At 59.7% G+C, this 22,658-nt stretch carries 22 protein-coding genes and 1 other RNA gene; 4 read left to right on the forward strand and 19 right to left on the reverse strand.

What is annotated here, in order from left to right:
• Nucleotides 1–3: 3 nt before the first annotated feature.
• The 14 genes from ACYZTR_RS23240 to rsmI form a co-directional block, all read right to left on the reverse strand.
• Nucleotides 4–984, reverse strand: coding sequence for a D-alanine--D-alanine ligase (locus ACYZTR_RS23240; RefSeq protein ID WP_461974173.1), 981 nt, complete (start codon nucleotides 982–984; stop codon nucleotides 4–6).
• A complete protein-coding gene (gene murC / locus ACYZTR_RS23245) occupies nucleotides 981–2,441 on the reverse strand; it encodes a UDP-N-acetylmuramate--L-alanine ligase (protein ID WP_461974175.1) in 1,461 nt (486 codons plus the stop codon). Before murC ends, ACYZTR_RS23240 begins: the two co-directional genes overlap by 4 nt.
• A complete protein-coding gene (murG, locus tag ACYZTR_RS23250) occupies nucleotides 2,434–3,504 on the reverse strand; it encodes an undecaprenyldiphospho-muramoylpentapeptide beta-N-acetylglucosaminyltransferase (RefSeq protein WP_461974177.1) in 1,071 nt (356 codons plus the stop codon). Before murG ends, murC begins: the two co-directional genes overlap by 8 nt.
• Nucleotides 3,494–4,711 carry a putative lipid II flippase FtsW gene (gene ftsW, locus ACYZTR_RS23255; RefSeq protein ID WP_461974179.1) on the reverse strand — a complete coding sequence of 406 codons (1,218 nt, stop codon included), beginning with the start codon at nucleotides 4,709–4,711 and terminating at the stop codon, nucleotides 3,494–3,496. Before ftsW ends, murG begins: the two co-directional genes overlap by 11 nt.
• Complete coding sequence (gene murD / locus ACYZTR_RS23260) at nucleotides 4,708–6,054, reverse strand: UDP-N-acetylmuramoyl-L-alanine--D-glutamate ligase (protein ID WP_461974181.1); 1,347 nt, start codon at nucleotides 6,052–6,054, stop codon at nucleotides 4,708–4,710. The genes ftsW and murD overlap by 4 nt, the downstream gene beginning before the upstream one ends.
• A 5-nt stretch (nucleotides 6,055–6,059) precedes the next feature.
• Entirely contained in the window at nucleotides 6,060–7,142 is a 1,083-nt protein-coding gene (gene mraY / locus ACYZTR_RS23265; protein WP_461974183.1) for a phospho-N-acetylmuramoyl-pentapeptide-transferase, read from the reverse strand.
• Entirely contained in the window at nucleotides 7,142–8,509 is a 1,368-nt protein-coding gene (locus ACYZTR_RS23270) for a UDP-N-acetylmuramoyl-tripeptide--D-alanyl-D-alanine ligase (RefSeq protein ID WP_461974185.1), read from the reverse strand. The genes mraY and ACYZTR_RS23270 overlap by 1 nt, the downstream gene beginning before the upstream one ends.
• Entirely contained in the window at nucleotides 8,502–9,965 is a 1,464-nt protein-coding gene (locus ACYZTR_RS23275) for a UDP-N-acetylmuramoyl-L-alanyl-D-glutamate--2,6-diaminopimelate ligase (protein ID WP_461974186.1), read from the reverse strand. Before ACYZTR_RS23275 ends, ACYZTR_RS23270 begins: the two co-directional genes overlap by 8 nt.
• The gene (locus ACYZTR_RS23280) at nucleotides 9,965–11,704 is read right to left on the reverse strand and encodes a peptidoglycan D,D-transpeptidase FtsI family protein (RefSeq protein ID WP_461979848.1); all 1,740 of its coding nucleotides are present in this window, start codon (nucleotides 11,702–11,704) and stop codon (nucleotides 9,965–9,967) included. Before ACYZTR_RS23280 ends, ACYZTR_RS23275 begins: the two co-directional genes overlap by 1 nt.
• Nucleotides 11,704–11,997 carry a cell division protein FtsL gene (gene ftsL / locus ACYZTR_RS23285; protein WP_003205353.1) on the reverse strand — a complete coding sequence of 98 codons (294 nt, stop codon included), beginning with the start codon at nucleotides 11,995–11,997 and terminating at the stop codon, nucleotides 11,704–11,706. Before ftsL ends, ACYZTR_RS23280 begins: the two co-directional genes overlap by 1 nt.
• Nucleotides 11,994–12,941 carry a 16S rRNA (cytosine(1402)-N(4))-methyltransferase RsmH gene (rsmH, locus tag ACYZTR_RS23290; RefSeq protein ID WP_461974188.1) on the reverse strand — a complete coding sequence of 316 codons (948 nt, stop codon included), beginning with the start codon at nucleotides 12,939–12,941 and terminating at the stop codon, nucleotides 11,994–11,996. Before rsmH ends, ftsL begins: the two co-directional genes overlap by 4 nt.
• A complete protein-coding gene (gene mraZ, locus ACYZTR_RS23295; protein WP_201120587.1) occupies nucleotides 12,938–13,393 on the reverse strand; it encodes a division/cell wall cluster transcriptional repressor MraZ in 456 nt (151 codons plus the stop codon). Before mraZ ends, rsmH begins: the two co-directional genes overlap by 4 nt.
• Nucleotides 13,394–13,749: 356 nt before the next feature.
• Nucleotides 13,750–14,103: RNase P RNA component class A (rnpB, locus tag ACYZTR_RS23300), an RNA gene on the reverse strand.
• A gap of 75 nt (nucleotides 14,104–14,178) precedes the next feature.
• Nucleotides 14,179–15,084, reverse strand: a complete 906-nt coding sequence (gene rsmI, locus ACYZTR_RS23305) for a 16S rRNA (cytidine(1402)-2'-O)-methyltransferase (protein ID WP_461974191.1) — start codon at nucleotides 15,082–15,084, stop codon at nucleotides 14,179–14,181.
• A 176-nt stretch (nucleotides 15,085–15,260) separates the two neighbouring features.
• Here rsmI and ACYZTR_RS23310 point away from each other — a divergent pair, with 176 nt between their 5' ends.
• From ACYZTR_RS23310 to ACYZTR_RS23325, 4 genes are all read left to right on the forward strand, one after another.
• Complete coding sequence (locus ACYZTR_RS23310) at nucleotides 15,261–17,072, forward strand: penicillin-binding protein activator (RefSeq protein ID WP_461974193.1); 1,812 nt, start codon at nucleotides 15,261–15,263, stop codon at nucleotides 17,070–17,072.
• Complete coding sequence (locus ACYZTR_RS23315) at nucleotides 17,072–17,434, forward strand: YraN family protein (RefSeq protein WP_019582357.1); 363 nt, start codon at nucleotides 17,072–17,074, stop codon at nucleotides 17,432–17,434. The genes ACYZTR_RS23310 and ACYZTR_RS23315 overlap by 1 nt, the downstream gene beginning before the upstream one ends.
• Nucleotides 17,435–17,538: 104 nt before the next feature.
• Nucleotides 17,539–18,132, forward strand: coding sequence for a phosphoheptose isomerase (locus ACYZTR_RS23320; protein WP_008025961.1), 594 nt, complete (start codon nucleotides 17,539–17,541; stop codon nucleotides 18,130–18,132).
• Nucleotides 18,129–18,707: a BON domain-containing protein gene (locus ACYZTR_RS23325; protein ID WP_461974195.1), complete on the forward strand. Its 579-nt coding sequence runs from the start codon at nucleotides 18,129–18,131 to the stop codon at nucleotides 18,705–18,707. Before ACYZTR_RS23320 ends, ACYZTR_RS23325 begins: the two co-directional genes overlap by 4 nt.
• A 50-nt stretch (nucleotides 18,708–18,757) precedes the next feature.
• Here ACYZTR_RS23325 and ACYZTR_RS23330 read toward each other — a convergent pair whose 3' ends face one another.
• The 5 genes from ACYZTR_RS23330 to petA form a co-directional block, all read right to left on the reverse strand.
• A complete protein-coding gene (locus tag ACYZTR_RS23330; RefSeq protein WP_008155980.1) occupies nucleotides 18,758–19,171 on the reverse strand; it encodes a ClpXP protease specificity-enhancing factor in 414 nt (137 codons plus the stop codon).
• Between the two features lie 16 nt (nucleotides 19,172–19,187).
• The gene (locus tag ACYZTR_RS23335; RefSeq protein WP_027922678.1) at nucleotides 19,188–19,805 is read right to left on the reverse strand and encodes a glutathione S-transferase N-terminal domain-containing protein; all 618 of its coding nucleotides are present in this window, start codon (nucleotides 19,803–19,805) and stop codon (nucleotides 19,188–19,190) included.
• A gap of 150 nt (nucleotides 19,806–19,955) precedes the next feature.
• On the reverse strand, nucleotides 19,956–20,738 hold the full coding sequence (locus tag ACYZTR_RS23340) for a cytochrome c1 (RefSeq protein ID WP_461974197.1): 783 nt from the start codon (nucleotides 20,736–20,738) through the stop codon (nucleotides 19,956–19,958).
• The gene (locus ACYZTR_RS23345; RefSeq protein WP_064675962.1) at nucleotides 20,738–21,949 is read right to left on the reverse strand and encodes a cytochrome b; all 1,212 of its coding nucleotides are present in this window, start codon (nucleotides 21,947–21,949) and stop codon (nucleotides 20,738–20,740) included. The genes ACYZTR_RS23340 and ACYZTR_RS23345 overlap by 1 nt, the downstream gene beginning before the upstream one ends.
• Entirely contained in the window at nucleotides 21,949–22,542 is a 594-nt protein-coding gene (gene petA, locus ACYZTR_RS23350; RefSeq protein WP_461974199.1) for a ubiquinol-cytochrome c reductase iron-sulfur subunit, read from the reverse strand. Before petA ends, ACYZTR_RS23345 begins: the two co-directional genes overlap by 1 nt.
• Nucleotides 22,543–22,658 lie beyond the last annotated feature (116 nt).

Consider the following 22,658-nt stretch of genomic DNA (forward strand, 5'->3'; position numbering starts at 1 on the left):
GTCTTAACCTCGCGGCTCTTGGTGACCGGCAGCGTTGCCGGCAATGCTGGCCGCCAAAATCGCCAGAACCAGTTGCTGGAAATCCAGACCGGCAGCACGGGCCGCCATCGGCACCAGACTGTGGTCGGTCATGCCCGGCGCGGTATTGACTTCCAGGAACCAGAACTGCCCGTCGGCGTCCTGCATCACGTCTGCCCTGCCCCAACCGGCGATACCCAGCGCCTCACAGGCTTTCGCCGTGAGGTCCATCAGTTCTTTTTCTTTGCTGCTGTCGAGACCACACGGGATCCGGTACTGGGTATCGCAAGCCACGTACTTGGCGTCGTAGTCGTAGAAACTGTGCGTCGTGCCCAGGGCAATCGGTGGCAACACCTGGTCACGCAGGGTGGCGATGGTGAACTCCGGACCTTGAATCCATTGCTCGACCAACACTTGCGAATCGTAGGTACTGGCCGCTTTCCACGCGTCGATCAACTCAAGCGCTGAAGACACTTTGGCCATCCCGATACTTGAACCTTCATGGGCCGGTTTGACGATCAAAGGGAAGCCCAGTTCCGTCGCTGCCGAAATACAATCGGCCTCAGAGCTCAGTACCGCGTGGCGTGGCGTCGGAATACCGAGGCTGTGCCAGACCTGTTTGGTGCGCAGTTTGTCCATGGCCAGCGCCGAAGCCAGAATGCCGCTGCCGGTGTACGGAATACCCAGGCATTCGAGCAGGCCCTGCATGCTGCCGTCTTCACCGCCACGACCGTGGAGGATGATGAAGGCGCGGTCGATTTTTTCGTTCAGCAGACGCTGCAAAAGGTCATCGCCCACGTCGAGACCAAACGCGTCCACACCGGCGCTTAGCAGCGCGTCGAGAACCGCGTTACCCGATTTCAGGGACACCTCACGCTCGGCACTCTTGCCGCCGAACAGCACGGCGACGCGACCGAAGTCTTTCGGCGCGAGTGTGGAGACGAGGTTGGCGTAAGCAGCAGTCATTTCAACTTCCCCACGCTTGGCGCGGCAACGGCGCCTGCGAACAACGGACTTTTCAACAGTTTCGGGGCGAGACCGCCGATATCACCGGCGCCCTGGCACAGCAGGATGTCGCCGGCACGCAGCAGCGGTTTGACGATTGGCGCGAGGTCGACACCGCGCTCGATGTAGATCGGGTCGAGCTGACCGCGCTGACGGATGCTGTTGCACAACTTGCGGCTGTCGGCGCCCGGGATCGGTTCTTCACCGGCCGGGTAGACTTCCATCAGCAGCAGAACGTTGGCGTCGGCCAATACATTGACAAAATCGTCGTACAGGTCGCGGGTCCGGCTGTAACGGTGCGGCTGGTAGACCATCACCAGACGGCGTTCCGGCCAGCCACCGCGTACGGCTTTGATGACCGCGGCGACTTCGGTCGGGTGGTGACCGTAGTCGTCGACCAGCATCACATTGCCGCCCTCTACCGGCAGTTCGCCGTAGACCTGGAAGCGTCGGCCGACACCCTGGAACCCGGACAGACCCTGGACAATGGCTTCATCGCTGACGCCCTCGTCGGTGGCGATGCAGATGGTTGCCAGTGCGTTCAACACGTTGTGGTTACCCGGCATGTTCACCGAGACATCCAGCGGATCGCGATCAGGACGCAGCACGGTGAAGAAGGTCTGCATGCCCTGCTGACGGACATTGATCGCACGCACATCGCAGTCGTCGCCGAAGCCGTAAGTGACCGTCGGGCGCTTCACCAGCGGCAGGATTTCACGCACCACCGGATCGTCCAGGCACACCACCGCCAGACCGTAGAACGGCAGGTTGTGCAGGAACTCGACGAAGGTTTTCTTCAGTTTGTTGAAGTCACCGTCGTAGGTCGCCATGTGATCGGCGTCGATGTTGGTGACCACGGCCACCAGCGGCTGCAAATGCAGGAAGCTCGCATCGCTTTCGTCGGCTTCGGCGATCAGGTAACGGCTGGTGCCGAGTTGGGCATTGGTGCCCGCGGCATTCAGACGGCCACCGATGACGAATGTCGGGTCCAGGCCACCGGCGGCAAACACCGAAGCGATCAGACTGGTGGTGGTGGTTTTGCCATGGGTACCGGCGACGGCGATGCCATGGCGGTAGCGCATCAGCTCGGCGAGCATTTCGGCTCGCGGCACCACCGGAATGCGGCGCTCCAGGGCGGTGGCGACTTCCGGGTTGGACGTGTTCACGGCACTGGAGGTGACCAGCACATCGGCGGTCGCGGCGTTCTCGGCACGGTGGCCGATAAAGATCTGGGCACCGAAGGACTCGAGACGCTCGGTCACCGGCGAAGCTTTCAGGTCGGAACCGGACACTTTATAGCCCAGGTTCAACAACACTTCGGCGATGCCACACATGCCCACGCCGCCGATCCCGACGAAGTGGATTTTACGGATACGGCGCATTTCCGGCTGCGGCATGGCTTTCTGATTCTCAACCATGGGCCACCTCCAGACAGGTATCGACCACGTTACGGGTTGCATCGGGTTTGGCCAAGCGGCGTGCGGCGGTGGCCATGTCGGTCAGTCGTTGTGGTTGCATCAGGACCTCTGTCAGGCGTGCGGCAAGATCCGCTGCGCCAGTCGTTCTTTGCGGCATCAGGAAGGCAGCGCCTTCACGGGCCAAATAATCGGCGTTGCGGGTCTGGTGATCGTCGATCGCATGGGGCAAAGGCACCAGCATCGAGGGCAGACCGGCGGCAGCCAGTTCACTGATGGTCAGCGCGCCTGCGCGGCACACCACCAGGTCGGCCCAGCCATAGGCTTGGGCCATGTCTTTGATGAAAGGCTGCACTTGCGCCTCGACGCCAGCCGCGCGATAGCGCTCTGCAGTCACTTCATCGTGGTTTTTGCCGGACTGATGAAACACTTCCGGGCGCAGCTCGGGGGCGACTTGCGACAGGGCTTCAGGCAGCAACTTGTTCAACGGCTCTGCGCCCAGGCTTCCGCCCAGGATCAGCAAACGCGCCTTGCGACCGGCCAGAGCCTGTCGCGGTGTTTCGAGGAACAGCTCGGTGCGCACCGGGTTACCGGTGGTCCGACGGCTGTCCGACAGGGTAAAGGTGTCGGGGAACGCTTCACAGACTCGGGCGGCCAACGGCACCAGCAACCGATTGGCGGTACCGGCCACGGCGTTCTGCTCATGAACGATCACCGGCACGCCGGCCAGTTTGGCTGCAACGCCACCAGGACCGGTTACATAACCACCAAAGCCAACCACACAGACTGGCCGCAGCTGACGAATGATCGCCCGCGCCTGCCAGATCGACTTGAGCAACATGAGCGGTGCCTTGAGCAAGGACAGCTTGCCCTTGCCGCGCAAACCGCTGGCATTGATCCGATGCAGCTCGATTCCGGCCATCGGCACCAGATCGTTCTCGATGCCACGCGGTGTCCCGAGCCAATGCACGGTGTAACCACGGGCCTGGAATTCGCGGGCACACGCCAGCGCCGGGAACACGTGGCCACCGGTGCCGCCCGCCATGATCAATACGTTAGCGCCCATGGGTCGGCTCCTCGGCGAAGTCGCTCTCATGGAACTCCATCTCTTCACTGCCCAAGTGGGTTCGACTTTCCCACTCGATACGCAGCAGCAAGCCGAGACAGGCACAGCAGATCACCAACGAACTACCGCCATAACTGAGAAACGGCAGGGTCAGACCTTTGGTCGGCAGCAGGCCGACGTTCACCCCGATGTTGATCAGGAACTGACCAATCCACAGGAACGACAGGCCGTACGCGATGTAGGCGGCGAAGAATTGCTTGGCCTTCTCGGCCCAATAGCCGATGTACATGCCACGCACACAAACAAAGACGAACAGCGCTACCGTGCACAAGGAACCCACGGCACCCAGCTCCTCGGCCAGGACCGAGAACACGAAGTCGGTGTGGGCTTCCGGCAGGTAGAACTGTTTCTGTACGCTGTTGCCCAGGCCTACGCCCAGCCATTCCCCGCGACCAAAAGCGATCAATGCTTGAGACAATTGGTAGCCAGCACCGAACTGGTCGGCCCACGGATCCGCAAAGTTGGTCAAGCGCGCCATTCGATACGGCTGCATTTGAATCAGCAACACCACGGCCCCGACCGCGAGGATAACCATCAGGGAAAAACGGAACAGCCCGACCCCGCCGAGGAACAGCATCGCCGCCGCAGCCCCCATCATCACGACGGTGGCACCAAAATCCGGTTCCATCAGCAACAGACCCGCCATCGGCAGCAAAACAATGAACGGCTTGAAGAAGCCCATCCAGCTTTCACGCACTTCTTTCTGGCGACGCACCAGATAACCGGCGAGGTAGATCACCACGAACACCTTGGCGATCTCGGAAGGCTGGACGTTGAAGAAGCTGAAGCCGATCCAGCGCATCGAACCGTTCACTTCACGGCCTATCCCCGGGATGATTACCATCACCAGCAAACCGAACGCACCCATCAGCATCAGCCAGCCCAGGCGTTGCCAGGTGGCGATCGGAATCATCATGGTGACAATGCAGGCACCAAGGCCCAGCATCACGTAGATAAGGTGGCGAATCATGTAATACAGGGCACTGCCCGACTGCACCGCTGCTACTTCGGTCGATGCCGATGCAATCATGACCAGCCCGAGGCCGATCAATGCCAGGCAGCCGGCGAGCATCGGGAAGTCGAGGTCGATACCGCGCCCGGTGATGATCGGCGACGGGTATGGCTTGATGATATTTCTCAGGCTCATGCCAGATCCTCCACAGCGCGGACGAACTGGTGACCACGGTCTTCGTAATTCTTGAACATGTCGAAACTGGCGCAGGCTGGCGACAGCAGCACCGCGTCGCCCGGTTCAGCGATGGCGCGGCATTGCGCGACGGCTTCGTCCAGCGAGTTGACGCGAATCAGTGGCACGGCATCGCCGATGGCCTGAGCGATCAGCTCGGAGTCGCGACCCATCAGCACCACGGCGCGGCAGTTAACCGCGACCGGATCACGCAGGTCCTTGAACTCGGCACCCTTGCCATCGCCACCGGCGATCAGCACGAGCTTGCCGTCGATGTCCGCGCCCAGGCCTTCGATGGCAGCCAGTGCGGCGCCGACGTTGGTGGCTTTGGAATCGTTGTAGTAGCCCACGCCATTCAGGTCGCGGACCCATTGGCAGCGATGCTCAAGCCCGGAGAAAGTACGCAGGCTCGACAGCATGGCGTCGAACGGCAAGCCAACAGCATGGCCCAGGGCCAATGCCGCCAGGGCGTTGGACTGGTTATGGGCGCCGCGAATTTTCAACTCGCGCACCGGCATCAGGTTCTGGAACTCGAAGGCCAGGTACTTCTCGCCGTCTTCTTCGCGAATACCGAATGCCTTGAAATCAGGTTTGCTCAAACCGAACGTCCAGCATGGCTGACCTTCGCCCATCAGCGGACGGCTCAGGGCATCCTGACGGTTGACCACAAATTGCTTCGCACCACGGAAGATCCGGTGCTTGGCCAGGTGATAGGCCGGCAGACCGCTGTAGCGGTCCATGTGGTCTTCGCTGACGTTGAGCACGGTCGCCACTTCGGCGTTCAGTTGATCGGTGGTTTCGAGCTGGAAGCTCGACAATTCCATCACGTACAACTCGACGTCGTCGCTGAGCAGGTCCAGCGCCGGCGTACCGAGGTTGCCGCCGACGGCGACACGCTTGCCGGCCGCTGCAGCCATCTCGCCCACCAACGTGGTGACGGTGCTTTTCGCGTTGGAACCGCTGATGGCGACAATCGGCGCTTTCGCGTTACGCGCGAACAGCTCGATGTCCCCGGACAATTTCACGCCACGGAGGGCGGCGGCCTGCAGGGCCGGGGTCGCCAGCGCGAGGCCGGGGCTCACGTAGAGCTCGTCGGCGCGGCACAGGAACTCGACGTCCAGCTCGCCACAACGCACTTCCACGTGCGGATAGTCACGCTTGAGCGTGGCCAGTTCCGGTGGATTTTCCCGCGTATCGGCGACAGCAAACGACGTGCCCCGGTTCGCCAGGAAGCGAACCAGGGACATGCCGCTCTTGCCGAGGCCGACAACGATGCGGAAGTGGTCAGAAGCGATCAGAGACACTCGTTCTACCTCAGCTTCAGGGTGGCAAGGCCAACCAACACGAGAATCACGGTGATGATCCAGAAACGGACGATCACACGTGGCTCGGGCCAGCCCTTGAGTTCAAAGTGGTGGTGAATCGGTGCCATGCGGAACACACGGCGACCGGTGAGCTTAAAGGAAGCAACTTGAATGACGACTGACAGGGTCTCCATCACGAACACACCGCCCATGATGAACAGGACGATTTCCTGACGGACGATCACCGCGATGGTGCCCAGGGCCGCGCCCAGCGCCAGTGCGCCGACGTCGCCCATGAACACCTGAGCCGGATACGTGTTGAACCAGAGAAACCCGAGGCCCGCGCCGATCAAGGCGCCGCAGAACACGATCAACTCGCCTGCGCCCGGTACATACGGGATCAGCAGGTATTCAGCAAATTTCACGTTACCCGAGAGGTAGCAGAAGATCCCCAACCCGCCGCCGACCATTACGGTGGGCATAATCGCCAGACCGTCGAGGCCGTCGGTCAGGTTGACCGCGTTGCTCGAGCCGACGATCACGAAGTACGTCAGGACGATGAAACCTGCGCCCAGCGCAATGCTGTGGTCCTTGAGCATCGGCAGGATCAGGGTGGTTTCCACCGGTGTTGCTGCGGTCATATAAAGGAAGATCGCCGCGCCCAGGCCGAACACCGATTGCCAGAAATACTTCCAGCGGCTCGGCAAGCCACGGGAGTTCTTCTCGATCACTTTGCGGTAATCGTCGACCCAGCCGATGGCGCCGAACAACAAGGTCACCAGCAGCACGGTCCACACGTAACGATTGGACAGGTCAGCCCAAAGCAACGTGCTGACGCCGATGGACGAAAGAATCAGCGCGCCGCCCATGGTCGGGGTGCCAGACTTGGACAAGTGCGATTGTGGACCGTCGTTACGAACGGATTGACCGATCTGACGCTTCTGCAAAGTGCGGATCATCCACGGGCCAAAGCACAGCGACAAAACCAACGCGGTCAGCACACCGAGAATCCCGCGCAGGGTCAGGTACTGAAAGACCGCGAAGCCTTTGTAGAACTGTTGCAGATACTCCGCTAGCAGCAGCAGCATTAATGTTTCTCCAGGCGGGTCCCGCACAAAGCGGCGACGATGTTTTCCATCGCAGCGCTGCGCGAGCCCTTGATCAAAATGGTGGTGTTTGTGTCTTGCTCGGCGCCCAGGGCCTTGATCAGCTCAGCCTGAGTGACGAAGTGAAAAGCCTGCGGACCGAAAGCGTTCACGGCGTGAGCCATCATTGGCCCGACGGCGTAAAGCGCGCAAACCTTGCCGCGGGCGTACTCGCCCACATCGCGATGCCCCTGCTCCGCCCAATCGCCTAGCTCGCCAATATCTCCGAGCACCAGAACGGTGCGGCCGGAAAAGCCGGCGAGAATATCAACGGCGGCGCACATCGAGGTGGGGTTCGCATTGTACGTGTCATCGATCACGCGCATGCCATGGGTGGCCAGTTGCGCGACGGTGCGTCCCTTGACCGGTTGCACCGCGCCCAGGCCTGTGGCGATGCCGAGCAGCGACACGCCCAAGGCATGAGCGGCAGCGGCGGCGGCCATCGCATTGGCAACGTTATGGGTGCCGAGCAGGTTCAGTTGGACGCGTTCCAGACCTTCAGGACTGTGCAGATTGAACGCCGGGCAACCGCGAGCGTCACGGTCCAGATCGCTGGCGTAGAAATCGGCGCTGACATTGCTCAGGGCGAAAGTCAGGACTTTGCGACCGGCCGCGCGGGTCTTCCAGATACCGAACGCCTTGTCGTCCAGATTGAGAACGGCGACGCCATCGGCATCCAGCCCTTCAATAATCTCGCCCTTGGCTTCAACGATTTTTTCCGGCCCGCCGAACTCACCGACGTGGGCGGTGCCGGCGTTGTTGAGCACAGCCACATGAGGTTTGGTCATGCCGACGGTGTAGGCAATTTCGCCGAGCCGCGAAGCACCGAGTTCGATGACTGCGCCGGTGTGTTCCGGCGCGAGTTCGAGCAGGGTCAGCGGAACGCCGAGGTCATTGTTCAGGTTGCCACGGGTCGCCAGCACCGGACCGCGGGTGCGCAGGATGCTCGCGAGCATTTCCTTGACCGTGGTTTTGCCGCTGGAGCCAGTGATGGCCGCGACCGGGTTGGTATACGCAGCACGGTTCATCGCGCCCAGTTGGCCGAGGGCCTGGCGGGTATCTTTGACCAGCAATTGCGGCAGTGCGCTGTCGACGACTTCACGCTCGACCAGCGCCGCTACGGCGCCTTTTGCGGCAACGTCATTAAGATAGTCATGACCATCGAAACGCGGACCGGTCAGGGCAATAAAGAGTTGGCCGGGTTTGATCGCACGGCTGTCGATGCTGACACCGTCGAAGCTGGCATCGGCAGTGATCAAGCGGGCATTCAGCGCGCCGGTCAGTTCGCTCAGTTTCAAGGCTTTAAGCATGAGCCACCTCCCACGCAGTGAGGGCGTGATCAGCTTCGACCAGGTCGGAGAAATCGTGACGCTGGCCGTTGATTTCCTGATAGTCCTCGTGACCTTTACCGGCCAGGACGATCACGTCATCCGCCGAAGCACTGGCGATCAACTGGGCAATCGCCTGGCCACGGCCAGCAACGAAGGTCACTTTATCCACAGCGGTGAAACCGGCGCGGATGTCGTCGAAGATCACTGCCGGGTCTTCGGTACGCGGGTTGTCATCGGTCACCAGCACGCCGTCAGCCAGACGCTCGACCACTTCGGCCATCAACGGACGCTTGCCGCGATCGCGATCACCGCCACAACCGAACAGGCACAGCAACCGGCCTTTGGCGTGAGGACGCAGGGCCATCAAGACTTTTTCCAGCGCATCCGGGGTGTGGGCGTAATCGACCACGACCAGCGGCTGAGTGCCACCGCCGAGGCGCTGCATGCGTCCGGCAGGGCCTTCAAGTTTTGGCAGTACTTTAAGGATTTCATCCAGTGCGTAGTCCAGGCCAAGCAAGGCGCCGACCGCGGCCAGCACGTTGCTCAGGTTGAAGCGACCGAGCAAGGTGCTGCGCAGATGATGCTCGCCCTGAGGGGTGACCAACGTGGCGCGCACGCCTTCGTCATTGAACTGCGCTTCACGGCAATAAAGGTAAGCGCTGGAATCTTCCAGGCTGTAGGTGATCAGCCGCGACTCGCGTTTTTCAGCGGCCAGTTGCCGGCCGAATTCGTCGTCGAGATTGACCACCCGGCATTTCAAATCGTTCCAGGCAAACAGCTTCGACTTGGCTTCGCCGTAGGCTTGCATGGTGCCGTGGTAATCCAGGTGATCGCGGGACAGGTTGGTCATCACCGCCACATCAAACGCCAGTGCGGTCACGCGACCCTGGTCCAGGCCGTGAGACGAGACTTCCATGGCGACCGCTTTAGCGCCGGCCTTTTTCAGGTCAGCAAGGGTCGCTTGCACGGCGATCGGGTTCGGCGTGGTGTGCAGGCCGCTTTCCAGCGCGCCGTAGAAACCTGTGCCCAAGGTGCCGACAATGCCGCAATGCTGGCCGAGTAAATCCAAGGCTTGCGCGACCAATTGGGTCACGCTGGTTTTACCATTGGTGCCGGTCACGCCGACCAGATTCAGGTGGCGGCTCGGGTCGCCGTAAAAGCGCCCGGCGATGTCCGACAGCTGCGCCGCCAGACCTTTGACCGGGATCAACGGCACGTCGGTAATCGGCAACACCGTGGCGCCTTCGACTTCATAGGCGACGGCGGCAGCACCGCGCTGCAAGGCGTCGGCAATGTGCGAACGACCGTCGAATTTGCCGCCAGGGACGGCAAGAAACAGATCGCCAGCCCGCACGCTGCGGCTGTCCAGGGTCAGCTCACGGATCAACAGATCGCGGCCGGCGTGGGCGAAAATTTTGTTCAGACTTAGAGACATCAGCCGCGCCCTCCATTGGCTTTCAGCGGAACGACCGGTATTGCGTTGGCCTGTTGCACCGGTGGCAGGTTGTCCGGCGTGACGTTCATCAGGCGCAAGGTCCCGGACATCACTTTGCTGAACACCGGCGCCGATATCAGACCACCGTAGTAACCGGCCTTGGTCGGTTCATCGATGACCACAACGATTGCGTAACGCGGATCGCTCATCGGGCCAAAGCCGGCGAACAGCGAGCGATAAGAATTTTCGGCGTAGCCTTTGGTGCCGACCGAGGTTTTACGCGCCGTACCGGATTTGCCGCCGACGTGATACGCCGGTACTTGCGCACGGAACACGCCGCGCGGCGCTTCGATCACTTGTTGCAGCATGGTCTGCATGGTTTTCGCCACCGCTTCCGGCAGCACTTGCGTGGTTTGCGGCGCATTGTCGGTTTTGATCAGGGTCAGGGGCGCGAGGCGACCGTTGTTCGCCAACGCGGAGAAAGCGTGGACCAATTGGATCGCGGTCACGGAAATGCCGTAACCGTAGGACAGCGTGGCGGTTTCAGCCTTACGCCATTCGCGGTAGTTAGGGAGGTTGCCCACACGCTCGCCTGGGAAACCCAGGCCGGTGTCCTGGCCGAGGCCGACTTTCTGCGCCAGACGGAAAATGGTTTCGCCGCCGATATCAAACGCGACCTTACTCATGCCGACGTTACTGGAATTGATCAGAATGCCGGTCAGGTCGAGCACCGGGCCTTCAGTCTTGGAGACGTCGCGAATGGTGTATTTGCCGATTTGGAGCGTGCCTGGGTACACCTCGACGGTATCGGTCGGTTTCCAGCGGCCGGTTTCAATCGCGGCGCTCATGGAGATGGCTTTCATGGTCGAACCCGGTTCGAACACGTCGATCATCGCGCGGTTACGCATCATCGCCGGTTGCAGGTTGCGACGGTTGTTCGGGTTGTAGGTCGGCTGGTTGACCATGGCGAGGATCTCGCCGGTCTTCACGTCCATGATCACCAGGCTGCCGGCCTTGGCGCCGTTCTCGATGATCGCGTTACGCAGTTCGCGGTTGGCCAAATATTGCAGACGCAGGTCAATGGACAACGCCAAGGGCTTGCCGGCCTTGGCGTTTTTGGTCACCTGAACATCTTTGATAAGTCGACCGCGCCGGTCCTTGATGACCTGCCGCTTGCCGGGGACACCGGCCAGCCATTCGTCATAAGCCAGCTCGACACCTTCTCGACCATGGTCATCGATGTCGGTGAAGCCGACCATATGGGCGGTGACTTCACCGGCCGGGTAGAAACGGCGGAATTCTTCGATGCCGTAAACGCCCGGCACTTTCAGGTCGAGCACGGACTGGCCTTGCTCAGGCGTCAGCCCGCGCACCAGGTATATGAATTCTTTATTGGCTTGGGCTTCGAGACGTTCGGTCAGGGCTTTCGGATCCTGACCCAACGCCGCCGCCAGTGCTGGCCATTTTTCTTTGGCCAGTTGCATTTCCTTGGCGTTGGCCCACAACGTGGTGACCGGCGTACTGACGGCCAAAGGCTCGCCGTTACGGTCAGTGATCAGACCACGGTGAGCCGGAATCGGAATATGACGAACGCTGCGCGCATCGCCCTGACCTTTAAGGAAGGCACGGTCGACTACTTGCAGGTCGATAATGCGCCAGGCAATCGCCGCGACCATAACGCCGAGCAAACCCAGCACCAGGCGGAACCGCCACGGAAAGAGTGCGCCCTCGAGTTTCATCATGGCGCCACCATCTGCACTTCAGCTGCGCCAGGAATACGCATCTTCAGTTGCTCGGTCGCCAGGACTTCGATACGGCTGTGAGCGGTCCAGGTGCTCTGTTCGAGAATCAAACGGCCCCACTCCGCTTGCGCCTTGTCACGCACGCTCAATTCGTTGTACAGCGAATTCAACAGCTGACGGTTCCAGTGGGCGCTGTAGGAAACGCCGATGGCCGACACGAGCACGCCAATAAACAGCAGCAGCATGAAAAAGCTTCCGCCGGGAAGTGGCTTGGCGAAAAGCTTGCTCACCGCAGCTTCTCCGCGACGCGCATGACGGCGCTACGGGAACGTGGGTTGGCTTTGAGTTCGGCCTCGGAGGCGGACTGCGCTTTGCCATGGACTTTGATTTTCGGTTCGAAGGCGACGTGACGTACCGGCAGATTGCGTGGCAGGTTGTCGGCTTCGCCTTTCACCAGTTTGCGCATGAACAGTTTGACGATGCGGTCTTCCAGCGAGTGGAAGCTGATGACGACCAGACGGCCGCCGACGTCAAGGCATTCCATCGCGGCTTCGAGGCCGGCTTCCAGATCGCCCAGCTCGTTGTTGACGTGAATACGCAAGCCCTGGAATGCACGGGTTGCCGGGTTCTTGCCCTTTTCCCACGCCGGGTTGGCCACTTTCAGGACTTCAGCCAGATCGGCAGTACGCTCGAACGGCTTGATGTCGCGACGCTCGGCCACGGCACGGGCCATGCGACCGGAGAAACGTTCTTCGCCGTATTCCTTGAACACCCGGGCGATTTCTTCCACCGGCGCGGTGTTGACGAATTCGGCAGCGCTGATCCCGCGGGACGGGTCCATGCGCATGTCCAGCGGGCCATCATTGAGAAAACTGAAGCCGCGCTCAGGGTCGTCGAGCTGCGGCGAAGACACGCCGAGGTCGAGCAAAACGCCGCTGACCTTGCCGTCCAGACCCCGTTCGGCGACTTCCGAACCGAGCTCGGCAAAGCTGCGCTGTACAACGACGAAGCGGCCGTCTTCGGCCGCTAGCGTTTGCCCGGTGGCAATCGCTTGAGGGTCTTTATCGAATCCGAGCATCCGACCATCGGGACCGAGCTGACTAAGGATCAACCTGCTGTGTCCGCCGCGCCCGAACGTACCGTCCAGATAGCAGCCATCAGGGCGTACGGCGAGAGCCTCCACGGCTTCGTCAAGCAGTACGGTGATGTGGTTAAAGCCGCTATCAATAGTCACAGGATCAAATCACGCAGTTCATCAGGCATGGCGCCCGGTTGTTGAATAGCAGCCAGGTCAGCGGCAGAAACCGCATCCCAGGCATCCTCGTCCCATAATTGGAACTTGTTCAGTTGGCCTACCAACATCGCGCGCTTATCCAACTTGGCATATTCACGAAGACGCGGCGGAACCAGAAAACGACCACTGCCGTCGAGCTCGAGGTCGACGGCATTACCAATCAGCAAACGTTGCAGGCGGCGGTTCTCTTCGCGAAGCGAAGGCAGTGCGCGCAGTTTGGTTTCAATAATTTCCCACTCATCGAGGGGGTAAACACACAAACACGGATCAACGGCATCGATTGTGATGATTAACTGACCGGAACTACGCGAAACGAGCTCGTCACGGTACCGGCTCGGCATAGCGAGACGGCCCTTTGCGTCGAGACTGATAGCGTTAGCTCCGCGAAACACGTCAGCGTTTCTCCAAATATTAGCGTTTTGAGCTCAAAAAACCCACTTCATGCCACTTTCCGCCACTTGTGCACACTATAGGAATGCGGCCACCGCACCGTCAAGGCACGGATTAAAGGAAAAGCCTTACAGAACTGAGATTTAGGAGTGTATTAGGAGGGGGACGGAGAATCAGACGTGTAATCCTGCGCAATAACTTGAACCCGCACTGATGGCTGCGCTCGAAAGTTAAAGTAATTTATTAAGAGTAAGATTTTTTCGGTCTTACGAAAGTGCTTCTGCCGACGATTATGTAAGGAGGGAAATTGCCATCAGCAGAGCCCTGCTCAATGATTTAAGCAGAGAAAAGAAAAAAGGTGGAGAGTCGATCTGTAAGCCGGGTTCTGTCTTGAACAGTCATTCGTCTACGATGGCCATCACTGGACATCTTTAGCAACCTACCCGGTCCCAGCGCGGGCCACGCCTTGGGACCCTATTTGGTCTTGCTCCAAGTGGGGTTTACCTAGCCACGAACTGTTGCCAGACGTGCGGTGCGCTCTTACCGCACCTTTTCACCCTTACCGGCGCCGAAGCGCTTAGGCGGTTATTTTCTGTGGCACTTTCCGTAGGCTCACGCCTCCCAGGCATTACCTGGCACTTCGCCCTATGGAGCCCGGACTTTCCTCCCCCCCCTAATTTTCATAGAGGGCAGCGACTGTCCGATCGACTCTCCGCCGCGAAGGTTAACGGCACAGCGGCTGAAGAACAAGCGCTAAACGCCTTGAGCCGCTTCTACACGTCGGGTTTTACTCGCCCTTCTGCCTGTCCAGCGCGACCTGATAGAGAACATTTTTGCGTTCCCCGGTAATTTGCGCCGCCAAGGCTGCGGCACGCTTGAGCGGCATTTCTTCAAGCAACAGATTCAGAATGCGCATCGCTTCACTGCTAACGGCGTCCTCGGTCTCGGGGGCAGACCAACCCGCCACCAACACCACGCACTCGCCGCGCTGCTGATTGCTGTCTGACTCGACGAACTCGCGCAACTCGGCCAGCGGCAAGCCTTTAAGGGTTTCGAAAGTCTTGGTCAGCTCGCGCGCCAGCAACGCAGGACGCTCGCCGCCAAATACCAGCTCCATGTCTTGCAGGCACTCAAGGATCCGGTGCGGGGCTTCATAGAAGATCAGCGTGCGCGGCTCCTCCTTTACCAACTCAAGACGAGCGCGCCGACCGACAACCTTGGCCGGCAGGAAACCCTCGAAGATGAAGCGGTCCGACGGCAGCCCCGCCGCCGACAACGCCGCGATCAGAGCGCAGGCGCCCGGAACCGGCACCACATTAATTCCCGCAGCACGGGCCTGACGCACGAGGTGATAACCCGGATCGGAAATCAACGGCGTGCCGGCATCGGAAATCAGCGCCACATCGTCGCCGGCGAGCAAGCGGGTGATAAAGCGGCTACCTTCATCCCGCTCATTGTGTTCATGACAGGCCGCCAGCGGTGTAGGAATGCCAAAATGCTGCATCAATCGCTGGGAATGGCGGGTATCTTCGGCGGCGATCAGGGCGACCTCGCGCAGGATCTTCAGCGCACGCGCACTGATATCGTCCAGGTTGCCGATGGGCGTCGCCACCACATAAAGCGAGCCAGCAGCGGAATTCAAAGCACCTGGAGCAGTCAAAGCGCACACCTCATGATCGGTAAAAACCGCCATTGTAGCGCGTCGTGACGCTCGCGATACGCGCAAGCAGTCCTCGGTTTTGCGGCCTTTTGTGCAGTGCCGCAACATTTGCACGAGCTAAATTGATCGATTCACGCCAGTAACATCGCGCCCCGGCCAGTGCTTGGGTACAATTCCACGCTAATTTGATCGAGTATCAGGAACACTACATGATCGCTTGCCTGCGGCTGTTCACTGCCCTCTGCCTCGCTGCCTTGTTGGCGGCTTGCGCCAGCTCGCCCTCTTCCAGCCTTGGCGAACTTCCACGGACCCCGGATGCCAGTATCGAGCAATTGCTCGCACAGGCCGCCCAAAGCAAAGACCCGGAAAAAGCCGCCTTGTTGCGCCTGAGCGCGGCTGACCTGGCCTATCGTCAGGGGAATGCCGGCCAGTCCGCGCAAATATTGCAACAAGTCCCCGTCGAACAACTCAAGCCTGGCCAACAGGTTTTCGCCAGTACCCTGGCGGCTGAACTGGCGATGACTCGCAATCAGCCCAAAGCGGCGCTGACGGCCTTGAGTCATCCGAGCCTGCAACGCCTGAGCGAACTGCCGGTCGAGCAACAGGTTCGCACCGGCACCGTTCATGCCCGTGCCCTTGAAGCCGACGGCCAGACCCTGGCTGCCGCACGGGAGCGGATCTTCATCGCGCCAATGCTTGAAGGTGAAGCGGCCAGCAAAAACCATGAAGCGATCTGGACCCTGATCGCTTCGCTGCCAACCGATCAATTGCAGCCGACCGCCACCGACGACCTCGGCGGCTGGATGGGCTTGGCGCTGGCGGTGAAAACCGCCGGTACCCTGGAACAGCAGCAAGCCGCGATCGACAACTGGCGCGCGCAGAATCCAAAGCACCCGGCCGCCATTCAACTGCCGTTGCCTCTGACCAAACTCAAGGAACTGGCCAGCCAGCCCCTGGGAAAAATCGCCCTGCTGCTGCCGCAAGACGGCCCGCTGGCGTCGGTCGGCAAAGCACTGCGCGAAGGCTTCATGGCCGCTCACTACCAGGCGCAACAAGCCGGACAGAAGCCGCCAGCCATCGAGTTCTATGACAGCTCGCGCCTGACGTCCCTGGATGAGTTCTATCGCAAGGCCCAGACCGATGGCGTGCAACTGGTCGTCGGCCCGCTGGAGAAGCCGCTGGTCAAACAGCTCAGCGCTCGCCCGCAACTGCCGATTACCACCCTGGCGCTGAATTACAGCGAAGGCGAACAAGGTCCGGCCCAGCTGTTCCAGTTTGGCCTCGCTGCTGAAGACGAAGCTCGCGAAGTGTCGCGTCGTGCTCGCGCCGATGGCCTGCATCGCGCCGCCATCATGGTGCCGAAAGGCGAATGGGGCGATCGTGTACTCAGGGCGTTCAGTCAGGATTGGCAAGCAAACGGTGGCAGCATCGTAGCCACCGAACGCGTCGACCAACCGGTACAACTGGCCCAGCAGATTGCTGACATGTTCCAGCTGCGTCAAAGCGAAGGTCGCGCAAAGAGCCTGCAAAGCACTGTCGGCTCGCAAGTGGCCGCCCAGCCTTCGCGTCGCCAGGACATCGAGTTCATCTTCCTGGCTGCAACGCCTCAGCAAGCCCAGCAGATCAAACCGACCCTGAACTTCCAGTACGCCGGTGACGTGCCAGTTTACGCCACGTCTCACGTATTCAGCGCCAGCGGCGATGTGAATCAGTACAACGACATGAACGGTATTCGCTTCTGCGAAACACCATGGTTGCTGGACGCCAACGATCCACTGCGCAAACAGGTCACGGCTCAATGGCCACAAGCCGGCGGCAGCCTGGGTCGTTTGTACGCAATGGGTGTCGATGCGTATCGCCTGGCACCACGCCTGGGGCAACTCAAGGCTTTGCCGGACAGCCGCATTGAAGGTCAATCGGGCAGCCTGGGCATGACTCAAAACCAACGTGTCGTGCGTCAGTTGCCGTGGGCGCAGTTCGTTAACGGTCAGGTTCAACGCCTGCCGGACACCGCGCGCTGATGCCTGACAGGTCACGCCAGCAAAGCGGTAAAGATGCCGAGCGCCATGCGCTCGAGCACCTTCAACAACAGGGTCTGCGCCTGCTGGCGCAGAACTGGTTGTGTAAGCGCGGCGAGCTTGATCTGGTCATGCTTGATGGCGATACAGTAGTATTCGTCGAAGTCCGCTACAGAAAAAACACTCAATGGGGTGGCGCGCTCGATAGCATCGATGAGCGCAAACGGCAGAAACTGATTTTTGCCGCGCAGTATTTTCTTCAGCGCGAGTCGCGTTGGGCCAATTCCCCTTGCCGTTTCGACGTGGTTGCCATCGACAGCAACCTCGATCAGTTGAACTGGTTGCAGAATGCCTTCGACAGCTGATCGCGGGCGTCCCGAACCGGGCACTTTCACCCAACACTTTTGCTCTTTGCTTTGCGGGCTGCACATTCATGTGCCGAGTAGCCGCGCTAATTAAGGTCACACAGATGGACATGCAATCCCGAATTCGCCAGCTTTTTCAGGCCAGTATCGACACCAAGCAAATGGCGATGGACGTACTTGCACCGCACATCGAGCAAGCCAGCCAGGTGATGGTCAACGCCCTGCTCAACGAAGGCAAAATGCTGTCCTGCGGCAACGGCGGTTCTGCCGGTGACGCCCAGCACTTTTCGTCCGAGCTGCTCAATCGCTTCGAGCGCGAACGTCCGAGCCTGCCAGCCATCGCGCTGACCACCGACAGCTCGACGATCACCTCGATTGCCAACGACTACAGCTACAACGAAATCTTCTCCAAACAGATCCGTGCCCTCGGCCAGCCGGGTGACGTATTGCTGGCGATTTCCACCAGCGGCAACTCGGCGAACATTATTCAAGCGATCCAGGCCGCACATGATCGCGAAATGATTGTCGTAGCATTGACCGGTCGCGATGGCGGCGGCATGGCGTCGCTGCTATTGCCCGAGGACGTCGAGATTCGCGTACCGGCCAACGTCACTGCACGTATTCAGGAAGTCCACCTGCTGGCGATCCATTGCCTTTGCGATTTGATCGACAGCCAACTGTTCGGGAGTGAAGAATGACCCCTAATCGCTTAGGCCTTCTGGCCTTGACCCTGTGCCTCGGTATCAGCGGCTGCACCTCGGTGGTTAACGCCAGCCGTGAAGCGCCGATTGAAGATGACCGCGGCACCCGCACCTTCGGCAGCAAGATCGACGACACTCTGATCGACACCAAGGTCGGCGTGAACATCGCCAAGGCCGATCCGGCCCTGGACAACGACTCGCACATCGTCATCACCAGCTTCAATGGTGTCGTGCTGCTCGCCGGGCAAACCCCGCGAGCAGACCTCAAGGCCAAGGCCGAACAGGCCGCTGCGGCTGTTCAGCGAGTGAAGACGGTTCACAACGAACTGCAGGTCCTGCCACCCTCTGGCTTCCTTGCCCGTCAGAACGACACCTGGCTGACCTCCAAGGTCAAGACCCAGATGCTCACCGACCCGAACATCCCGGGTTCGCGCATCAAGGTTGTGACCGAGAACGGCATCGTCTACCTGCTGGGCCTGCTGACCAAGCAGGAGGCGGCTCAGGCCACCAACCTGGTGCAAGGCGTTTCCGGCGTGCAGAAAATCGTGAAGCTGTTTGAATACATCGACTGACCGCAAACCGCAGGCACAAAAAAGGCGATCCATCCGGATCGCCTTTTTTGTTACTTCACCACTTTCAAACTGGGTCGACCGCTGGGACGCGGCGGCTCGCTGTCGGGTGGCGGAATATCGTCATCCGGCTCGATCTCTTCCTCGTCTTCCATAGGCGATTCCAGATCGAACACCATGCCCTGACCGTTCTCACGAGCGTAAATGCCCAGGATCGATGCGATAGGCACGTACAGGGTGTGCGGCACGCCACCGAAGCGCCCCTCGAAGCTGACCGCTTCGTTGTCCATGTGCAGATGACGCACGGCTGCCGGTGATACGTTCAAGACAATCTGTCCGTCACTGGCAAAACCCTGAGGCACTTGCACCGACGGATACTCGGAATTGACCAGCATGTGCGGGGTGCAATCGTTGTCCACAATCCACTCGTAGAGCGCGCGGACCAGATAAGGTCGACTGGAGTTCATAGCGGCTCCTTAAGCCTTAGCGCATATCGCGTTCGACACCAGACAGACTCGCCTGGAAAGCCTCACGCGCAAACGAGCGCTCCATGTAATCAAGCAGCGGCTTGGCAGGCCGCGGCAGTTCTATACCCAAAATCGGCAATCGCCAAAGTATTGGTAATAGGCAGCAATCCACCAGACTTTGTTCCTCGCTGAGGAAAAACGGTTTGTCGGCAAACAACGGCGACACGCCGGTCAGGCTTTCGCGCAGCTCTTTACGAGCCACAACACGGGCTGCTTCCTTGGTCTTCGAATCCAGGATCAGATCCACCAGACCACACCAGTCACGCTGAATACGATGAATCAGCAGACGGCTGTTGGCACGCGCCACAGGATAAACCGGCAGTAACGGCGGGTGCGGGTAACGCTCATCCAGATATTCCATCACCACGGTCGACTCCCACAACGCCAGGTCGCGATCGACCAGGGTAGGCAGGCTGCCGTAAGGGTTCACTTCAATCAGTTTAGGCGGCTGGCGACCAGCTTCCACGTAAATGATCTCGGCGCTGACACCCTTCTCTGCAAGTACGATACGTACTCGGTGGGAATAGTGGTCGGCGGGGTCGGAGTAACAGGCCAACCGATTGGTCACGCCCATGGCGGTCCTCCTCGCTTGTTGAAATTATCGGAAGCGGAAAAACGCGCGCGCCCAGAGGGCGCCTCCCGTAACGCCTGGATCACCAGGCTCGTTACACCTTCAGAGACGCCCTTGGGCGCGCGCGATTAACAGCAAGTGCTTACAGCTTTATCAATGGACGTCTTTCCAGTATTCACGCTTGAGCAAGTAAGCGAATACGAAGAAGAACGCCAGGTACAGCAACACATAGGTACCGATGCGCTGATGCTGCAGCTTCACCGGGTTGGCCGAGTAGGCCAGGAAGGTCACCAGGTTCTTGACCTTCTCGTCGAACTGCTCTTCGTTCAGCGTGCCGGTTTTCGGCAGTATGGTCAGCTGGTCGCAGGCTTCATGAGTCAAAGCCGTGCCGGTCAGCGGATCGTATTGCTTCTTGCCGTCTTCGACGATTTGAACTTGTTTACAGCCTACCACCTGACGCCCCTGCAGGCCGACCAGAACGTTGGGCATCCCGACGTTCGGGAACACCTTGTTGTTCACGCCCCAAGGACGCGACGGGTCTTCGTAGAAGGACTTCAGGTAACCGTAGAGCCAGTCAGTGCCACGAACGCGGGCGACCAGGGTCAGGTCGGGCGGTGCAGCACCGAACCAGGTCTTGGCGTCCGCCGGCTGCATGCCGATGCTCATGTGATCGCCGATCTTGGCGCCGGTGAGCACCAGCTTCGAGAGCATCAGGTCGTGCGGAATGCCCAGATCATCGGCGACACGCTCGTAACGCTGGAACTTGGCGCTGTGACAGCCCATGCAGTAGTTGGCAAAAGTACGTGCGCCATCCTGCATTGCAGCCTTGTCGGAAACGTCGATGTCGACCTTTTCCAGCTCAGGAGCACCCGCTGTCGACGCGAACGAGAACACAGGCATAGCAGCAAGAATCAGTACAGCAAATAGCTTTTTCATCAGCCAGTCACCCTTTCCGGAACCGGTTTGGTCTTCTCGAGCCTGGTGTAGAACGGCATCAGAATGAAGTAGGCGAAGTACAGGAAGGTACATACCTGCGACAGCAACGTACGACCTGGCGTCGGGGCCAGAACACCCAGAATGCCGAGGATCACGAACGAAACGCAGAACACCACCAGCCAGATTTTGCTCAGCCAGCCTTTGTAGCGCATCGACTTGACCGGGCTTCGGTCCAGCCATGGCAGGACGAACAGCACCGCGATGGCGGCGCCCATGGCGATAACGCCCAGAAGCTTGTCCGGAACCGCCCGCAAAATCGCGTAGAACGGCGTGAAGTACCAGACCGGAGCGATGTGCTCTGGCGTCTTGAAGGCGTTCGCCACTTCAAAGTTCGGCTTCTCGAGGAAGTAGCCGCCCATTTCCGGGAAGAAGAACACGATCGAGCAGAAGATGAACAGGAACACCACCACGCCGACGATATCTTTCACGGTGTAGTACGGATGGAAGGCAATGCCGTCCAGCGGTACGCCGTTTTCGTCTTTGTGTTTCTTGATGTCCACGCCGTCCGGGTTGTTCGAACCGACTTCGTGCAGCGCCAGGACGTGCAGCACCACCAGACCGAGAATCACGATCGGCAAGGCGACTACGTGCAGGGCGAAGAAGCGGTTCAGGGTAATACCCGAAATCAGGTAGTCACCACGAATCCACTGAGTCAGGTCGTCGCCGATGAGCGGGATTGCCCCAAACAGCGAGATGATCACCTGAGCACCCCAGTAGGACATCTGGCCCCACGGCAGCAGGTAACCCATGAAGGCTTCAGCCATCAGCGCCAGATAGATCAGCATGCCGAAGACCCACACCAGCTCACGCGGCTTCTGGTACGAACCGTAGAGCAAGCCACGGAACATGTGCAGATAAACCACGATGAAGAACATCGAAGCGCCGACCGCGTGCAACATACGCAGGATCGAGCCGTACTCGACGTCGCGCATGATGTATTCGACGGAAGCAAACGCTTCTTCCGCCGACGGGGTGTAGCTCATGGTCAGCCAGACACCGGTAACGATCTGGTTGACCAGAACGAGCAGTGCAAGGGAGCCAAAGAAATAGAAGAAGTTGAAGTTCTTCGGGGCGTAGTACTTGCTGAGATGGTCTTCCCACATTTTGGTCGCGGGAAAGCGCGCATCAACCCAATCCATGAACTTGCTCATCACGCTTTCTCCGTATCGACGCCAATGACAATGATGTCATCGGTCTCATAGGAATGCGGGGGAACTGGCAGGTTCAAAGGCGCAGGTTGCGACTTGTAGACGCGACCAGCCAGATCGTAGTGGGAACCGTGGCAAGGGCAGAAATAACCACCTACCCAGTCCTTGCCCAGATCCGCAGGTGCCACTTCTGGACGGAAGGTCGGCGAGCAACCCAGGTGTGTGCAGATACCGATCAGCAGCAGAACCTCTGGCTTGATCGAACGCGTTTCCGGGTCGACATACGTCGGTTGTGTCGAGTTCTTGGAGGCAGGGTCAGCTAGCTGGCCCTCGATCTTTTTCAGATTCCCCAGGATTTCCTCGGTGCGGCGGACAATGAACACCGGCTGACCGCGCCACTCAGCAATCATCTGCTGGCCTGGCTCGATTTTGCTGACATTCACCTTCACCGGTGCACCTGCGGCTTTCGCCTTGGCACTGGGAAACCATGACCCCACGAACGGGACCGCAGCCCCCACCGCTCCTGCAGCACCCACCACGGATGTGGCTGCTACCAAGAAGCGACGCCGGCCTGCATTCACGCCGTCATTGCTCATTCAGTCCTCTCCCATCAGCTTTGTGGCCTGTTAAATCAGGCATCTACTAAGTAAAAATCTGAACTTATAAAAATTTTGCCGAATGGTAATGAAAAGCCCCAATTCTGACAAGGTAA

The organism is Pseudomonas sp. Hz4 (genome assembly GCF_054898165.1).

What these genes read in the sequence shown, in the direction of transcription:
- ftsW (WP_461974179.1), bottom strand. Translation starts at nt 4,711, where the DNA reads ATGAGCCTGAGAAATATCATCAAGCCATACCCGTCGCCGATCATCACC.
- ACYZTR_RS23330 (WP_008155980.1), bottom strand. Translation starts at nt 19,171, where the DNA reads ATGAACTCCAGTCGACCTTATCTGGTCCGCGCGCTCTACGAGTGGATT.
- ACYZTR_RS23345 (WP_064675962.1), bottom strand. Translation starts at nt 21,949, where the DNA reads ATGAGCAAGTTCATGGATTGGGTTGATGCGCGCTTTCCCGCGACCAAA.
- murC (WP_461974175.1), bottom strand. Translation starts at nt 2,441, where the DNA reads ATGGTTGAGAATCAGAAAGCCATGCCGCAGCCGGAAATGCGCCGTATC.
- ACYZTR_RS23240 (WP_461974173.1), bottom strand. Translation starts at nt 984, where the DNA reads ATGACTGCTGCTTACGCCAACCTCGTCTCCACACTCGCGCCGAAAGAC.
- rsmI (WP_461974191.1), bottom strand. Translation starts at nt 15,084, where the DNA reads ATGGCGGTTTTTACCGATCATGAGGTGTGCGCTTTGACTGCTCCAGGT.
- ACYZTR_RS23310 (WP_461974193.1), top strand. Translation starts at nt 15,261, where the DNA reads ATGATCGCTTGCCTGCGGCTGTTCACTGCCCTCTGCCTCGCTGCCTTG.
- ACYZTR_RS23340 (WP_461974197.1), bottom strand. Translation starts at nt 20,738, where the DNA reads ATGAAAAAGCTATTTGCTGTACTGATTCTTGCTGCTATGCCTGTGTTC.
- petA (WP_461974199.1), bottom strand. Translation starts at nt 22,542, where the DNA reads ATGAGCAATGACGGCGTGAATGCAGGCCGGCGTCGCTTCTTGGTAGCA.
- ACYZTR_RS23320 (WP_008025961.1), top strand. Translation starts at nt 17,539, where the DNA reads ATGGACATGCAATCCCGAATTCGCCAGCTTTTTCAGGCCAGTATCGAC.
- ACYZTR_RS23270 (WP_461974185.1), bottom strand. Translation starts at nt 8,509, where the DNA reads ATGCTTAAAGCCTTGAAACTGAGCGAACTGACCGGCGCGCTGAATGCC.
- ACYZTR_RS23280 (WP_461979848.1), bottom strand. Translation starts at nt 11,704, where the DNA reads ATGAAACTCGAGGGCGCACTCTTTCCGTGGCGGTTCCGCCTGGTGCTG.
- murG (WP_461974177.1), bottom strand. Translation starts at nt 3,504, where the DNA reads ATGGGCGCTAACGTATTGATCATGGCGGGCGGCACCGGTGGCCACGTG.
- ACYZTR_RS23335 (WP_027922678.1), bottom strand. Translation starts at nt 19,805, where the DNA reads ATGGGCGTGACCAATCGGTTGGCCTGTTACTCCGACCCCGCCGACCAC.
- ACYZTR_RS23325 (WP_461974195.1), top strand. Translation starts at nt 18,129, where the DNA reads ATGACCCCTAATCGCTTAGGCCTTCTGGCCTTGACCCTGTGCCTCGGT.
- mraY (WP_461974183.1), bottom strand. Translation starts at nt 7,142, where the DNA reads ATGCTGCTGCTGCTAGCGGAGTATCTGCAACAGTTCTACAAAGGCTTC.
- ACYZTR_RS23315 (WP_019582357.1), top strand. Translation starts at nt 17,072, where the DNA reads ATGCCTGACAGGTCACGCCAGCAAAGCGGTAAAGATGCCGAGCGCCAT.
- ACYZTR_RS23275 (WP_461974186.1), bottom strand. Translation starts at nt 9,965, where the DNA reads ATGTCTCTAAGTCTGAACAAAATTTTCGCCCACGCCGGCCGCGATCTG.